Origin of the sequence: Actinocatenispora rupis (assembly GCF_016861975.1) — a bacterium.
GTDB lineage: Bacteria > Actinomycetota > Actinomycetes > Mycobacteriales > Micromonosporaceae > Actinocatenispora > Actinocatenispora rupis.
This window is the reverse complement of sequence record NZ_BOMB01000027.1, coordinates 42117-56686: the sequence shown is the minus strand read 5'-3', so window position 1 is coordinate 56686 and position 14570 is coordinate 42117. Positions and strand designations below refer to the sequence as shown.

At 73.7% G+C, this 14570-nt stretch carries 10 protein-coding genes and 1 riboswitch; of the genes, 5 read left to right on the top strand and 5 right to left on the bottom strand.

Features of this window, described 5'->3' with window-relative positions:
- Positions 1 to 136: 136 nt before the first annotated feature.
- The 3 genes from Aru02nite_RS23545 to Aru02nite_RS23535 all read right to left on the bottom strand — a co-directional run bounded on the left by Aru02nite_RS23545 (position 137) and on the right by Aru02nite_RS23535 (position 4016).
- Positions 137 to 940 carry an SWIM zinc finger family protein gene (locus Aru02nite_RS23545; RefSeq protein ID WP_203661288.1) on the bottom strand — a complete coding sequence of 268 codons (804 nt, stop codon included), beginning with the start codon at positions 938 to 940 and terminating at the stop codon, positions 137 to 139.
- Positions 937 to 3642 (bottom strand): SCO1167/SCO6262 family helicase, encoded by a 2706-nt coding sequence (locus tag Aru02nite_RS23540; RefSeq protein ID WP_203661286.1) that lies wholly within the window; start codon positions 3640 to 3642, stop codon positions 937 to 939. Before Aru02nite_RS23540 ends, Aru02nite_RS23545 begins: the two co-directional genes overlap by 4 nt.
- Positions 3643 to 3812: 170 nt before the next feature.
- Positions 3813 to 4016, bottom strand: coding sequence for a DUF5999 family protein (locus Aru02nite_RS23535; protein WP_203661376.1), 204 nt, complete (start codon positions 4014 to 4016; stop codon positions 3813 to 3815).
- A gap of 302 nt (positions 4017 to 4318) precedes the next feature.
- Here Aru02nite_RS23535 and Aru02nite_RS23530 point away from each other — a divergent pair, with 302 nt between their 5' ends.
- Both Aru02nite_RS23530 and Aru02nite_RS23525 read left to right on the top strand, forming a co-directional pair.
- On the top strand, positions 4319 to 5098 hold the full coding sequence (locus Aru02nite_RS23530; protein WP_203661284.1) for an SAM-dependent methyltransferase: 780 nt from the start codon (positions 4319 to 4321) through the stop codon (positions 5096 to 5098).
- Between the two features lie 199 nt (positions 5099 to 5297).
- Positions 5298 to 7418: a putative bifunctional diguanylate cyclase/phosphodiesterase gene (locus Aru02nite_RS23525; protein ID WP_239076897.1), complete on the top strand. Its 2121-nt coding sequence runs from the start codon at positions 5298 to 5300 to the stop codon at positions 7416 to 7418.
- Positions 7419 to 7497: 79 nt separating this feature from the next.
- Here the strand turns inward: Aru02nite_RS23525 and Aru02nite_RS23520 are convergent, their stop codons facing one another.
- Positions 7498 to 8343 (bottom strand): C40 family peptidase, encoded by an 846-nt coding sequence (locus Aru02nite_RS23520; protein ID WP_203661282.1) that lies wholly within the window; start codon positions 8341 to 8343, stop codon positions 7498 to 7500.
- A 149-nt stretch (positions 8344 to 8492) separates the two neighbouring features.
- Positions 8493 to 8663: riboswitch (cyclic di-AMP (ydaO/yuaA leader) on the bottom strand.
- A gap of 420 nt (positions 8664 to 9083) precedes the next feature.
- Here Aru02nite_RS23520 and Aru02nite_RS23515 point away from each other — a divergent pair.
- From Aru02nite_RS23515 to Aru02nite_RS23505, 3 genes are all read left to right on the top strand, one after another.
- Positions 9084 to 10118, top strand: a complete 1035-nt coding sequence (locus Aru02nite_RS23515) for an aldo/keto reductase (RefSeq protein WP_203661280.1) — start codon at positions 9084 to 9086, stop codon at positions 10116 to 10118.
- A 101-nt stretch (positions 10119 to 10219) separates the two neighbouring features.
- Entirely contained in the window at positions 10220 to 11464 is a 1245-nt protein-coding gene (locus tag Aru02nite_RS23510; RefSeq protein ID WP_203661278.1) for an aminotransferase family protein, read from the top strand.
- A gap of 75 nt (positions 11465 to 11539) precedes the next feature.
- The gene (locus Aru02nite_RS23505; RefSeq protein WP_203661276.1) at positions 11540 to 12493 is read left to right on the top strand and encodes a threonine ammonia-lyase; all 954 of its coding nucleotides are present in this window, start codon (positions 11540 to 11542) and stop codon (positions 12491 to 12493) included.
- Between the two features lie 39 nt (positions 12494 to 12532).
- On the opposite strand, the gene Aru02nite_RS23500 is transcribed toward Aru02nite_RS23505, so the two are convergent.
- The gene (locus tag Aru02nite_RS23500) at positions 12533 to 14389 is read right to left on the bottom strand and encodes an Hsp70 family protein (protein ID WP_203661274.1); all 1857 of its coding nucleotides are present in this window, start codon (positions 14387 to 14389) and stop codon (positions 12533 to 12535) included.
- Positions 14390 to 14570: the final 181 nt, after the last annotated feature.

Sequence of the window (14570 nt, the reverse complement as noted above, 5' to 3'; positions counted from 1 at the left end):
GGCTGGCGCGGCTCAGGGCGGGGCTGCCCAGGCGGAGGTGCGGTCGCATACCGGTGTTGTATGCGACTGTGCCGACAACGTCGGCAGCGTCGTCCTGAGTCCGCCAGGCGCCGACAGTCCTTTCTGTCAGGACCTCTTAACTCCCGTCGGTGAGCAGGGTCGCGGCGCGCCGGGCCGCGGTCGCGGCGAGCGCGGTCAGCGCCGCGACGTCGACGGCGTCGGACTCCGGCAGCGGTACCGGCGTGCCCGGTGCGGGCGGTGGGGGCAGCGGGTGCGGCAGCGGCGCCGGCTGCCGCGCGTACGCCTCGGCGGCCGGCACCGTCGCCGTCGCGGCCGGTGCCGCCGGCGGGCCGGAACCGTTGCCCCGCAACGTACGCAGGGCGGACAGCACGCGGTCGCGACCCCGGCCCCGGAGCAGGAGTACGGCGAAGGGGTCGGCGTCCATCGCGTCGCCCAGCACGTAGCAGACGGCGGCGGCGTGCTTGCACGGGACGGCCCGGTCCGGGCACGAGCACCCGACCGTGATGTCGCGCGGCCCTGGCAGCAGCGACAGGCCGGCGCGTGCCACGTCGTCCACGACCTCGGGCGGCAGCTCCCCGTCGAGCAGCGCCGCCGCGTGCCCCAGCCGCCCCGCCATCGCGGCGAACACCCCGTCCCACTCCGCGTCCGTGAACACCGCCACCCGCACCACCACCCGGTACGGCTCCGGCCGCGAGCCGCGCACCCGCGCCGTCGCCGCCCCCGGCCGTACGACCGTGTCGCCGACCGCCCCGGACCTGGCGTACGTCCGGCCGCGGGGCAGCCGGTTCGGGTCCAGCTCCGCCTGCCGTTCGAGCGCGCCCAGCCAGGCGCGACCCCACCAGGTGTTCCCGAAGCGGCGCCGGCTCTCCGGCGCACGCCGCGCCACCACCAGCTCCTCCGTACCGCCGGGCCCGGTCATGCCAGCGCCACCAGGTCGGTCAGCTCCGCGTCGGACAGGTCGGCGAGCCACGTCTCGCCGCTGCCGACGACCGCGTCCGCGAGCGCCCGCTTGTCCGCGATGAGCTTCGCGACCCGGTCCTCCACGGTGTTCTCGGTGACGAGCCGGTGCACCTGCACGGCCCGGTCCTGCCCGATCCGGTACGCCCGGTCGGTGGCCTGGTCCTCCACCGCCGGGTTCCACCAGCGGTCGACGTGCACGACGTGGCTGGCGCGGGTCAGGTTGAGCCCGGTGCCGGCCGCCTTGAGCGACAGCAGGAACACCGGCACCTCGCCGGCCTGGAACCGCGCCACCCGCTCCTCCCGCTGCCGTACCGGAACCCCACCGTGTACGAGCAGCGTCGGTACGCCGCGCGCCGCGAGGTGCCTCTCCAGCAGCCGGCACATCGCCACGTACTGGCTGAACAGCAGCACCGACTCGCCCTCGGCGAGGATGACGTCGAGCAGGTCGTCGATCGCCGCGATCTTGCCGGAACGACCGGCGACCGGCCCCGGCTCCCCCAGGTACTGCGCGGGGTGGTTGCAGATCTGCTTGAGCGCGGTGAGCAGCTTGAGCACCAGACCGCGGCGCGCGATCCCTTGCGCCGCAGCGATTTCCGCCATCGTGTCGCGCACGACCGCCTCGTACAGGGTGATCTGCTCGGGGGTGAGGGCGACGAGCGCGTCGGTCTCCGTCTTGGGTGGCAGTTCGGGGGCGATGCCGGGGTCGGTCTTCCTGCGCCGCAACAGGAACGGCCGGGTGACGGCGGCGAGGCGCGCGGCGGCGTCGGCGTCGCCGTACCGCTCGACGGGGATGGCGACCTTGCGGCGGAACGACTCCAGCGTGCCGAGCAGCCCCGGGGTGGTCCAGTCCACAATGGACCAGAGGTCGGTGAGCCGGTTCTCCACCGGCGTACCGGTGAGCGCGATGCGGGCCGCGGCGGGCACCGCGCGCAGCGCCTTCGCCGTACGGGACAACGGATTCTTCACGTACTGCGCCTCGTCGGCGACCATCAGCCCCCAGCGGACACCGGCCAGTGCGGCCGTGTCCGACCGCAGCACCCCGTACGTCGCGAGTACGATCTCGTCGTCGGCCAGCCCGGTCAGATCCCGTGCCGCGCCATGGAACCGCCGCACCGGTACGTCCGGGGCGAACCGCCGCGCCTCGCGCTCCCAGTTGCCCAGCAACGAGGTCGGGCAGCAGACCAGCGTCGGTCCACTGTGGAGCGACCGCCGGTGCAGGTGCAACGCGATGAGCTGCACCGTCTTGCCGAGGCCCATGTCGTCGGCGAGGCAGCCGCCCAGCCCGGTCGCGGCCATCCCGGCCAGCCACGCCAACCCGCGCCGCTGGTACGGCCGCAGCGTGGCCACCAGCCCGTCCGGCGTCGGCACGTCGGTCGTCCGGTCGCCGATCCGGTCCACCAGGTCGGCGAGCACCGGACCGGGCCGGAACTCGACCAGTCCGTCCACTGTGGACAGCTCGCCGGTGAGGGCGGCGGCGAGCGCCGCGCCCGCCCCGATCCGGTCCCGCCCGGCCCGCAGCCGCGCCACCATCGCCCGGTCCACCCGTACCCACCGACCGCGCAGCCGTACCAGCGGGCGCTTCGCCTCGGCCAGCGCGGCGACCTCCGCGTCGGTCAGCTCCGCCCCGTCCAGCGTGCCGTGCCAGCGGAACTCCAGCAGGTCGTCCAGCCCGAACGCGGCCGGACCGGTCGCCGCCGGCCGCCGCGTCGTCGCGACGACGCGCGGGCCGCGGCCGGTCAGCTCGGCCGGCCACAGTACGTCGACGGAGGCCGCGGCGAGCTGCTCGGCGGCCGGGCCCAGCAGCGCGTCCAGGTCCTCGTCCGCCAGCGGCAACGACTCCGCCGTCGTACCGCGCAGCGCCGGAGCGAGCGCCGGCCACACCCGCGCCGCCCGCCGCAACGCCAGCAGTACGTCGGTCTCGGCGTCCGCGCCGAAGCGGGCCAGCACCTCCGCCGGGGCCCGCCACAGGTCGGCCAGCTCCACCAGCAGGCTCGGGTCGGCCGCGCTGCGCATCGCCAGGACCACCGCGAACGGGTCGTCCGCCGACTCCGGCGGCAGCAGCCGCACCACCAGCCGTACCCGGCCGCCCAGCTCCCGGTCGACCGCGTCGAGCCAGCCCGCGTACCGGTCCGCCGACCGCACCTCCGTCCCCGCGTACTCCGCCGCCACGGTGGCCGTCTCCGCGCGCGGTAGCGTGTCCGCGAGCGCGTCCCAGCACGCGGCGAGCAGCGACTCGGGCGCCGGAAGCAGGATCCGCCCCGCACCCGCCACCGGCACCGCGTACGCCTCGGGCGGCATCGCCGCGGCGCACCGGCGCAACCAGTCCGCGTCGGCGGGTTCCGCGAGCGCCCGCCACACCGCCACCCCGCCCGCGGTACGTCCCGGGGCGAGCCGGCCGCGTGCGACGAGCCCCAGGCCCGTGAGTACGGCGGCCGACCAGGCGCGCTGCGACGCGGTACCGGTCGGGGTCAGCAGGTGCGGCAGGGCGTCGGCGACGCCGCGGACGCGGGCGGCGACCCGGCGGCGCCGTGGCCCACGTGTACCCGGCAGCGCGACGACCAGCTCGGCGTCCGCGCCCGGGACCGTGTCGTCCGCGCTCCACCAGGCGAACCGGCCGGCGCGCGCGGGATCCCCCGGCAGGAACGTGACCTCGACCCCCACCCCCGCGACGCTAGCGGAGCCCCCCGACACGAAAGAACGCCCGGCCGCGGGCCGAGCGTCGGGTGTCGTACCTGTGGGTCCGTGAGGGCCCCCGCCGGGGCCGGGGAGCGCGCCCCTCCGGCGGGGTACTCGCGTGCGTCACGCACGCGGCAGAGCATCGGAGGCGGGTGTCAGACCCCGGCCTTGGTGGTGACTGAGCGTGTTTGGGGCGGTGCGACGGCGTGGCCGTCGGGGAGGATCTCTCCGTCGTCCTCGAACAGGATGACGCCGTTGCAGAGCAGGCTCCAGCCCTGCTCCGGATGCGCCGAGACGACGTGTGCGGCCTCCCGGTCAAGTGCCTGTGCCGAGGGGCATTCCGGCGTGTGGAGGCACATGGCTTCCTCCATGTTCCTCGCGGTGGGGTGTCTCTCACCCCCGGACCATTCCAGTCTTGCGCGCGGGTACGTAACCTTCAAGCGAAACGCCCTACGGGGAGGATTTTTCCCCGGTTCGTATCCGGAGCGTTACCAAACCCGCGGACCCCGGATACCCCGAACGGGCGCGGTGCGACCCCCCACGCCAGCCGGATCCGCCGTACCCGGGTGGCCGAAACGGTGCGCCGGTCCGCCCGTACGGGGGTCGCGGCCCCGACGTACGGATCGCTAGCGTGTCGGCGAGTACCGACCGGGGGTGTTGGATGGTGGCCGAACGGGGCGAGCACGGGATCGACTTCGACGAGCCCTGCGTCGCCCGGGTCTACGACTACCTGCTCGGCGGCTCGCACAACTTCGCGGTGGACCGGGCCGCGGCCGAGCGGTTCAGCGCCCGGGTGCCGGACCTCGCCGCCGGCGTCCGCGCCAACCGTTCCTTCCTGCGCCGCGCCGTGCGGTACCTGACCGGGCTAGGTGTGCGGCAGTTCCTGGATCTCGGTTCCGGCCTGCCCACGGCGGGCAACGTGCACGAGGCGGCACCCGGCGCGCGCGTCGTGTACGTGGACCACGAGCCGGTCGCCGCCGCACACGGCCGCACCATGCTCGCCGACGTACCCCGGGCCCGGATGCTGGCCGCGGACCTCCGCGACGTCGACGGCGTACTCGGCTCCCCGGAGGTACGCGACCTGCTCGACCTGAGCGAGCCGGTCGGGCTGGTGATGGTCGGCGTCTTCCACAACATCGGGCCGGACGAGGACGCGCCGGGGCTGGTCCGCAAGTACCGGGAGGCGTTGGCGCCGGGCAGCCACCTGGTGGTGTCGGCGGCGACGCGGGATAGCGGCGACGGGTTCGACTGGGCGGAGCGGCAGACGCTGCTGGTCGACTTCCACACGTTCCGGCGGGCGGAGGTGGCGGAGCTGTTCGACGGGTTCGAGCTGGTCGACCCGGGCATCGTGCACCTGACCCGGTGGCGGCCCGACATGGCTCAGCCATCGGATGAACTCGTGGCCAAGCTTCCCACCGTCGCCGGTGTCGGCCGGCTCTGACCGGAACGCTCTCCGCGCCGGGGACCGCGCGCACAGTGAGCCCGGTACCGCTGCGGATCGAGGTGACTTCCTGTAGTAGCAACTTGCAGAGCGACGGTTTGATCGGTAACGGCTTGTGATCTTCAATCGCTCCGCGACGGTCGTATCCTCATCCAGACGCGGGTCCGTCCGGGCCCGGGGCTAGGGGGGAGAAGGCGTCGTGGCGCGAGGCTCCGCGGTCGACGGGAGGCGAACCAGGTTCGCCGAACGGTGGGCCCGGGCCGTCACCGACGAGACGTACGTGCCGATGTCATCGGATGAGCTCGTCCGGTACCTTGCCGGCCTCGCTGACCGGATCGTCGCGCTGCACGCCCCGGGCGAGTTTCCCGCCGAGGAGGCGCGGCAGATCGGCGCCGCGCTCGTCCACGCCAACATCACCGGCCCCATCGGACTCGGCCGTACGCTCGCGCTGCTCGCCGACGACCCGCTCACCGCCCGCGCCGGTACGGCGAAGCGCCGGTTGGAGGTGCAGTCCGCGCTGGCCGACGGCTTCGCCGCCGCGCTGCGCGACCGTACGTTGGCGGAGCAGGAGTCGATCCGGCTGGCGCTGGTCGACGCCCGGCGGCAGGCGGAGAAGGCGCTGTCGGCCAGCCAGGCGCGGTTCCAGGCGGTGTTCGCGGAGGCCGCGATCGGCATGGCCGTACTCGACGCCCAGCGCCGCGTGGTCGACGCCAACCAGGCCCTCGCCGACATGCTCGGGCACGCGCCGACCGACCTCACCGGCCACGACCTCGGCGAGTACGCGCATCCCGAGGATGCGGACGCGGTGCGGTCCGCCGTGGACGGGCTGCTGTCGGGCGGGTCCGCGCCGGTCCAGGTCGAGCGGCGGTTCGCGGACGCCGACGGCGCGCTCGTGTGGGGCCGCGTGACGCTGTCCGCGATCGAGACCCCCGCCGGCCAGCCGTACGCGGTGGCCATGATCGAGGACATCACCGAGCGGCGGCTGCTGGAGCTGCGGCTGGAGTACCAGGCGTGGCACGACCCGCTGACCGGCCTGGCCAACCGCGAGCTGTTCTTCGCCCGGCTCGGCGAGCTGCTGTCGACGCCCGATCCGGACGCCCGGGTCGGCCTCTGCTACCTGGACCTCGACGGGTTCAAGGTGATCAACGACAGCTTCGGCCACGAGATCGGCGACGGCGTGCTCGTGGCCGTCGCGCAGCGCCTCGACCTGGCCGTACGCCGGTCGGGTGGGCTGGTCGCGCGGATGGGCGGCGACGAGTTCGTCATCCTGCTGGACAAGCCGACCGCCCCCGACATGGACCTGACCTGGTGCGCCGAGCAGGCGCTCACCGCACTCCGCCCGGCCGTACGCGTGGGTGGGCGGGAGCTGACCGTCTCCGCCAGCATCGGCATCGTGGACCGGCCGATCGCCGGGCTGACCACCGCCGACCTCATGCAGGCCGCCGACACCACCTTGTACTGGGCGAAGTCGGACGGCCGGGGCCGCTGGGCGGTGTTCGACCCGGACCGGCACGCCCGCGAGGTCGCCCGGTACACGCTGGCCGCGACCATGCCCGCCGCCGTCGAGCACGGCGAGTTCGTCGTCGAGTACCAGCCGCTGGTGTCGCTGGAGTCGGACCGGCTGTGGGGTGTCGAGGCGCTGGTGCGCTGGCGGCACCCGCAACTCGGGCTGCTGCCGCCCGACCAGTTCATCAACCTGGCCGAGGAGACCGGCGCGATCGTCCCCCTCGGCCGCTGGGTACTCCAGTCCGCGTGCGCGCAGGCGCAGGCGTGGCAGGCGATCGCCGGGCCGGACTTCCGGGTCAGCGTCAACCTCGCCGTACGGCAGGCGCACGAGCAGGACCTCACCGAGGAGGTCGCCGCCGTACTCCGGGACACCGGGCTGCCCGCCGACCGGCTCGTCCTGGAACTGACCGAGAGCGCCATCATGGGCCCGGCCGCCGAGCCGCTGCGCGCCCTGCACACCCTCGCCGAGATGGGCGTACGGCTCGCCATCGACGACTTCGGCACCGGCTACTCCAACCTGGCGTACCTGCGGGAACTGCCGGTACACGCGCTGAAGATCGCCGGCTCGTTCGTGTCCGGCACCCCCACGGCCCGGCGTACGTCGACCGACCCGGTGGACGAACGGATCGTGGCGACGCTGGTCGAGCTGGCGCACGCGCTGGACCTGACCGTCATCGCCGAAGGCGTCGAGACCGACGAGCAGGCCGCCCGGCTGCGCGCCATCGGCTGCGACGTCGGCCAGGGCTGGCACTTCGCCCGACCGTCCGGCCCGGCCGCGATCACCGCCCGGCTGGCCGCCGAACACCACCGCTGAACCGCCAGGTCGACGCACGGACGACGAAGGCCGGCCCACCGCGACGGTGGACCGGCCCTCGACGAGGCAGGTGGAACGGTCAGCCCGGACGGACCGCGCCGTACCAGGTGCCGGGGTAGTCGACCGGGGAGACCTTGACGCCCTCACCCGGCTGCGGCGCGTGGATCACGTACCCCTTGCCGATGTAGATGCCGACGTGCTCCGCACCGTTCCAGAACACGAGGTCACCGGCCATCAGCTCGTCCCGGCCGACGTGCGGGAAGGCCGAATACTGGTCGTACGTGTAGTGCCGCATGCTGACGCCGGCCGCCGCCCAGGCCGCCATCGTCAGACCCGAGCAGTCGAACTCGTTCGGCCCGGCGGTGTCCCACACGTACGGGTCGCCGAGGTGGTCGATCGCGTACCGCACGGCCTTGCCGCCGGGACCGGGGATGTAGCCGAGGTCGGGCAGGCCACTGCCGCCCTGCGAACGCCCGGCCGCGGTCTGCTGGTACTGCTTCTCCATGGTCGACATGTCGCCCTGGAGCTTCTTCTTCTCGGCGGCCAGCTTGACCTGCTGCTTCTTGTTCTGCGCGACGAGCGTGTCGTACTTGCGCTTCTTCGCGTCGAGGTCGTTCTTCGCCTTCTCGTACTTGGCGACCTTGCGGTGCTGGTCGGCCGCCATCCGGTCGAGCGTGGCGACCTGGTCGAGCATCGTCGAGGCCGACCCGTACGTCAGGATCGAGTTCACCGCCGACAGGTTGCCGCCCTTGTACGCGGCGGCGGCGTAGGAGCCGACCTCCTTGTACATGGAGTCGACCTTCTTCTGCAGCGGCACGAGCTGCTTGGCGAGCTTCCTGGACTGCGCCTGGTTCTTCTGCAGCTGGTACGCGTTCTCCTTGTACTTCTCGCCGTTCGCCTCAAGCTTGGACCACGTCGCGTCCATGTTCTTCTCAAGGGTCGTGCTGTTCGGATCGGCGAACGCGGCACCGCCGGTGAGAGCGATGCCCGCGGCGGCACAAGCGGCGGCGGCGACCAAAGCAAGAGCGCGGCGTGGCCGCGACAAGACTCCCGCTACTGACACCAGTAGCCCACTCCTTCTCCCGCTACCGCCTACCGGGTTAGCTGACGGGTTCGGGCGGGAAGAAGTGGGTTCGCCCTACCGCGGGCTCCCGTACGAGAGCCGTTGGATTCACCCCGGTTGGCTGTCGTGAACGACAGCCGGTTGGTTCCCCGGCTCGCCGAGCGACTCGGCGGTGTCCCGTCGGGGTCACCCGGCTGGTGACCGACTGCCGACCGGACCGCCCAAGAGTACGGAAGCCGCTGAGTTCCGTTCAACCCTGCGTGACCCGTCTGGCGGGGTTGCCAGGTCAGCGAACACCCGTACCCGTGGGTGCGGACACCATGGGTAACGACGAGAGCATGCGGCCGTTACGTAAGACGACGTTAGAGGTTGGTTCACGGCCGGCTGCATCCCGCGCGCCACCAGGGAAAGCCGTCGCCGGCGACAGACCGCCGCGCGCAACCGTCGCGCTCGGATGTGGAACTGCCCACACCGGCGCCGCGATCCGTGGGAAGTTCCACGGATCCGCGCAATGTCGCACGTGCGGAGGCGACGTGCGCCACTGTTCTCCTCAGGAGCCGGGGCCGGGCTCCCGACGAGCAGAGGCAAGGAGGTGGCCGGCGATGCCGAGTACCGATCTCCCCACCGCGCGGTTGGGTCGGACGGACATGCACATCACGCGCGTCGGCTTCGGTGCGTGGGCCATCGGCGGCGCCGGCTGGCGGTACGGCTGGGGCGGTCAGGACGACGCCGACTCGGCCGCCGCCGTCCGGTACGCGGTGGAGCACGGCGTCAACTGGATCGACACCGCCGCCGTGTACGGGCTCGGGCACTCCGAGGAGGTGGTCGGCGCCGCGATCGCCCAGTACCGCGAGGAGGAGCGGCCGTACGTCTTCACGAAGTGTGGCCTGGTGGTCGACGAGAGTGACCGCGGCGTCGAGCCGCGCCGGGTCGGTGCCGCCGCGAGCATCCGCCGCGAGGTCGAGGGTTCGCTGCGCCGGCTCGGCGTCGAGCGCATCGACCTGTACCAGATGCACTGGCCGGCGGAGTCGGCCGACGAGCCGGCGGACGGCACGCCGCTCGCCGAGTACTGGCAGACGTTGCTGGACCTGAAGCGGGAGGGGAAGGTCCGCGCGGTCGGGCTGTCCAACCACGACGCCAAGCAGCTCGCCGAAGCCGAGGCGATCGGGCACGTGGACTCGCTCCAGCCGCCGTTCTCCGCGATCGACCGGGCGGCCGCGGCCGTCGAGATCCCGTGGTGCGCCGAGCATGGGACGGGCGTGATCGGGTACAGCCCGATGCAGTCGGGCCTGCTGACCGGGGCGTTCAGCCGGGAACGGGTGGCCGCGCTGCCGGCCGACGACTGGCGGCGTACCGATGGCGACTTCGTCGGCGCGGCGCTCGACCGCAACCTGGACCTGGCCCGGCGGATGGGCGGCGTCGCGCACCGGCGCGGGCTGACCCTGCCGGCCGTCGCCGTCGCCTGGACACTGTCCTGGCCGGGTGTGACCGGCGCGATCGTCGGCGGCCGCCGCCCCGACCAGGTCACCGGCTGGCTGCCGGCCGCCGAGCTGACCCTCGACGCCGACGACCTCGACGAGATCGCCGAGGCGATCGAACGCTCCGGCGCCGGTACCGGCCCCACCCGTCCCCGCTGACCCGCCGGGGTTGGCCCGGCGCCGCGCGTCCGCCCGGGGTACGGTCGGCCGCAGGCCGTGGCCGACCCGCCTGGGCCGCCGGGCGGTGTGAGGAGGGGTAGATGGGCGCGTTCTGGCATCCGTTCGCCGACATGGGCGAGGTCAGCGAGTCGGGTGAGTTCGTGCTGCACCGCGGCGACGGGGTCTGGGTCTTCGACGAGAACGACCGGCGCTACCTCGACGCCACCGCCGGCCTCTGGTTCGCGAACGTCGGGCACGGCCGCCGGGAGCTGGCCGAGGCCGCCGCCGAGCAGATGAAGAAGCTCGCCGCGTACTCGTCGTTCGGTGACTTCGCCGTGCGTACCACGCTGGACCTGGCGGAACGGGTCGCGTCGCTCGCGCCCCTCGCCGGCGCCAAGGTGTTCTTCACGTCCGGCGGCTCCGACTCGGTCGACACCGCCGCCAAGCTCGCCCGCCGGTACTGGCACGAGCTGGGTCAACCGCAGCGCACCGTGCTCGTCTCCCGCACCAACGCGTACCACGGGATGCACGTGGCGGGGACGGCGATGGCGGGCATCCCCGGCAACCGCGAGGGGTACGGGGAGCTGATGCCGGACACCGCCGTCGTGTCGCGGGACTCGGCGGAGGAGCTGCGCGCCACGATCGAGCGGATCGGGCCGGACCGGGTGGCGGCGTTCTTCTGCGAGCCGGTGATCGGCGCGGGCGGCGTGTACCCGCCGGCCGAGGGGTACCTGACCGAGGTGCGCCGGATCTGCCGGGAGTACGGGGTGCTGTTCGTCGCGGACGAGGTGGTGACCGGCTTCGGCCGCATCGGCGGCGACTGGTTCGCCAGCGGGCGGTACAACCTGGACCCCGACCTGATCACCTGCGCCAAGGGCATCACCTCCGGGTACCTGCCGCTCGGCGCGGTGATTGCCGCCGGGCGTGTCGCGGAGCCGTTCTTCCGGCCGGGCGCGGGCGTGTGGTGGCGCCACGGCTACACGTACTCGGGGCATCCGGCCGCCGCCGCGGTCGCCCTGCGCAACCTGGACATCCTGGAGCGCGAGCACCTGCTCACCGAGTCCAAGCGGCTGGAGTCGACCCTGGTACGCGAGCTGGCCCGGCTCACCGAGCACTCCCTCGTCGCGGAGGTACGCGCCGGCGCCGGTGCGCTGGCCGCCGTGCAGCTCACCGAGCCGACGCTCGCGCCGAACCTGGTCAAGGCGCTCCGCAAGCAGGCGGTGTCGACCCGGGTGGTCGGCGCGGGTGCCATCCAGATCTCGCCGGCGTTCGTGATGTCGGACGACGAGGCCCGCCTGCTCGCCGACGGCATCTGGGCCGCGCTCACCGACCTGCGCCGGTCCTGACCGGGCCGGCCCCGGGCGTTGTGAGCTGCGCCGCGGGTCGGCCCCGGCGTACGGTCGGCGCGGCAGGATGACGGCATGGAGCTGGTGACTGTCGAGGACATCCGGGCGGCGGCGGACAACCTGGCCGGCATCGCCGTGCGTACGCCGCTGCTGCCGCAGACGTGGGGCACGCCCGAGCGCCCGCTGTCGCTCAAGCCGGAGAACCTCCAGCCGGTCGGCGCGTTCAAGATCCGCGGGGCGTACCACGCGATCGCGTCCCTGCCCGACGAGGTACGCCGGGGCGGCGTCGTCACGCACTCGTCCGGCAACCACGGCCAGGCCGTGGCGTACGCGGCGGCCGTGTTCGGGGTGCCCGCCGTCGTCGTCGTGCCGGACGTCGCGCCCGCCACCAAGATCGAGTCGATCCGCTCGTACGGTGCCGAGGTCGTTCTCGTACCGGGGGCCGAGCGGCTCGACACCACGGAGCGGATCGCCGCCGAGCGCGGGCTCGCGATCGTGCCGCCGTTCGACCACCGGGACGTGATCGCCGGGCAGGGCACGGTCGGGCTGGAGATCCTCGCCGACGAGCCCGCCGTCGACGTGGTACTCGTCCAGGTCGGCGGCGGCGGTCTCGCGTCCGGCGTGAGTACCGCGGTGAAGGCGTTGCGCCCCACCGCCAAGGTGTACGGGGTGGAACCGGCCGTCGCGCCCGACGCCCGCGACTCGCTCGCCGCCGGCCGGCTCGTGCCGTACCCGGACGAGCAGCGGTACGCGTCGATCGCCGACGGTATGCGTACCGCGCTGTCGGAGTTGACGCTGGCGCACCTGAGCGCGCACCTGGACGGGATCGTCACCGTCGCCGAGGACGAGATCCGGGCCGCCGTCGGCGTTCTCGCCCGCCAGGGCCGCCTCGTCGCCGAACCGTCCGGCGCCACCACGACCGCCGCGTACCTGTACCACGTGGACGAACTGCCCACCGGCCGTACCGTCGCCGTGGTGTCGGGTGGGAACCTGCCCGCCGAGCTGCTCGCCGACCTCGTCACCGCCTGACCGTCGCCGTCGCGCCCGAGGTGGCGGCAGGCACGTCGGTCAGGCGTGGTCGCGCCACAGCTGGTAGAGCTTGTCGACGTCGCCGTTCTTCGTCGACACCAGGAACCCGTCGATCACGTCCTCGCCCGTGCTCGGGTACTCGTCGTTCGTCCAGTACAGCTTGGCGCGCGGGTCGACGTGGCTGCTCGGTGCGGCGTACGCGTAGCTGCCGCCGACGGTCGCGAAGTCGCGCTTCTCGGCCGCCCACGTCTTCTGGATGTGTTCCGCCTCGGTCCCGTCCGCCGTGGACCTGCTGTCGACGCCGGTGAACACGACGTAGTCGGCCGTGGTGGCGGCGCGGACGCTGGCGGTCATGTCGCAGCGCCAGACGTACCCGCGGCCGGCGATCTCGGCGTTGACCATCGTGTCGTTGGTCGGCTCGGTCAGGTGCGTGTAGCCGGTGGTGTTCGGGGATTCGATGCTGCGGCACGACGACGTGGACGTCCACCACTTCTGCGCGAACCCGACCATGCTGCTCGGCATGCTCAGCATCGACAGGCCGGGGTGCAGGCCGAAGACGTAGACGCCGGCGCCGGCGAGTACGGCCAGGATCCCGGCGGGGATCGCCAGCAGCCACAGCCGCCGCCTCCGGCCCGTACCTGGTGCCCGTGCCGGCGTGGGCCTGCCGGACGCCGTACGGCCAGGGTGCCCCGTACGCGGTGATCCGGGCGCGGCGGCCGGATGCGTTGTGGCGAGCGGGGAAGCAGCCGCAGGTGCAGCCGGATGCGCCGAGCCGGCCGGCACGGGAACCGCCGCTGGTACGGCCGGCGCGGCGGGTCCGGGCGGAGCGGCGGCGGGGAGGCGCGCGGCACCCTCGGCGACGGCGACCTCGGGCTGTTCCAGCACCAGCGGCGGTACGCCGAGGCCGGAGTGCAGCGCCTGCGACACCAGCGGTACCCGGCTGGAGCCGCCGACCAGGTACAGGCCGGCGAGCGCGGACGGGGCGAGCCCGGCCGTGGACAGTACACGGCGGGTCTCGGCGACCGCGCGGTCGAGCAGCGGCGCCGCCAGCGCCTCGAACTCGTGCCGCGTGAGGTGCGGCTCGGTGCCGACCCGGGGCAGCCGGACCGGTGCGAGATTCGTACGGGACAGCGTCTCCTTGGCGGTGCGTACGTCGTCCCAGAGCAGGCGGGCGTCGCGCCGCTCGTCCGTGTCGCGGGGCGCGAGGAGCGTGCCCCAGGCGCCCCGCTGCCCGGCCGGTACCGCGTCGCCGAGGTGGCGGACGATCGCGGCGTCCAGGTCGACGCCGCCCAGGTCGTCCAGCCCGCCCGTGGCCAGCACCTCGAACCCCGCCCCAGCCCGGCGTACCACGGCGACGTCCAGAGTGCCGCCGCCGAAGTCGAACACCGCGATCGGCCGGCCGTCCGCGATCCGCGCGCCGAGCACGGCCACGAAGTACGTCGCGGCGGCCACCGGTTCCGGTACGAGGCGCGTCGGTGCCAGGGCGGCCACCGCCGCCGCGTCCAGCAGTACCTGTCGACGGGGCTGACCCCAGGCGGCCGGCACGGTGAGGACCACCTCCGCGGGCGGCCCGGCCACCCGGCGGGCCTCGTCCCCGACCCGGCGCAGCACGGCGGCGATCAGCTCCACCACCCGCAACTCGCGGTCGCCGAGCAGCACCGACGTGTCGTCCACGTGCCGCTTCGGGTGCGGCTCGTACCGCGTGGGGTCGAGCCCGGCGCGGCGCACCGCGTCCTGCCCGACCAGCAGGTCGCCGCCGCCGTCGGCGTACACCGCGGAGCGCAGCAGCGGTGCGCCGCCGTCGAACAGCAGCGGCCGGGTCCGGCCGTCCGGATACGCCAGCACCGCGACCGTGTGCGACGTACCGAAGTCGACGCCCAGCCTCGCGCCGCTCACGCGGCTCTGCCCCGTTTCGTCACCCGCGCGACAGTAGTACGCCCCTGCCCGTCCCCGCGGCCGGGTGGCGACGGGCGCATGGCCCGCCGCCGTACCAGAGAGAATCAGCCGACGGTGCTGGCCTGGTCGGCTTCCGCCCGGTTCCGCTCCTCGCTCGCTGTGCTCGCCGGGCGTCAGCCGA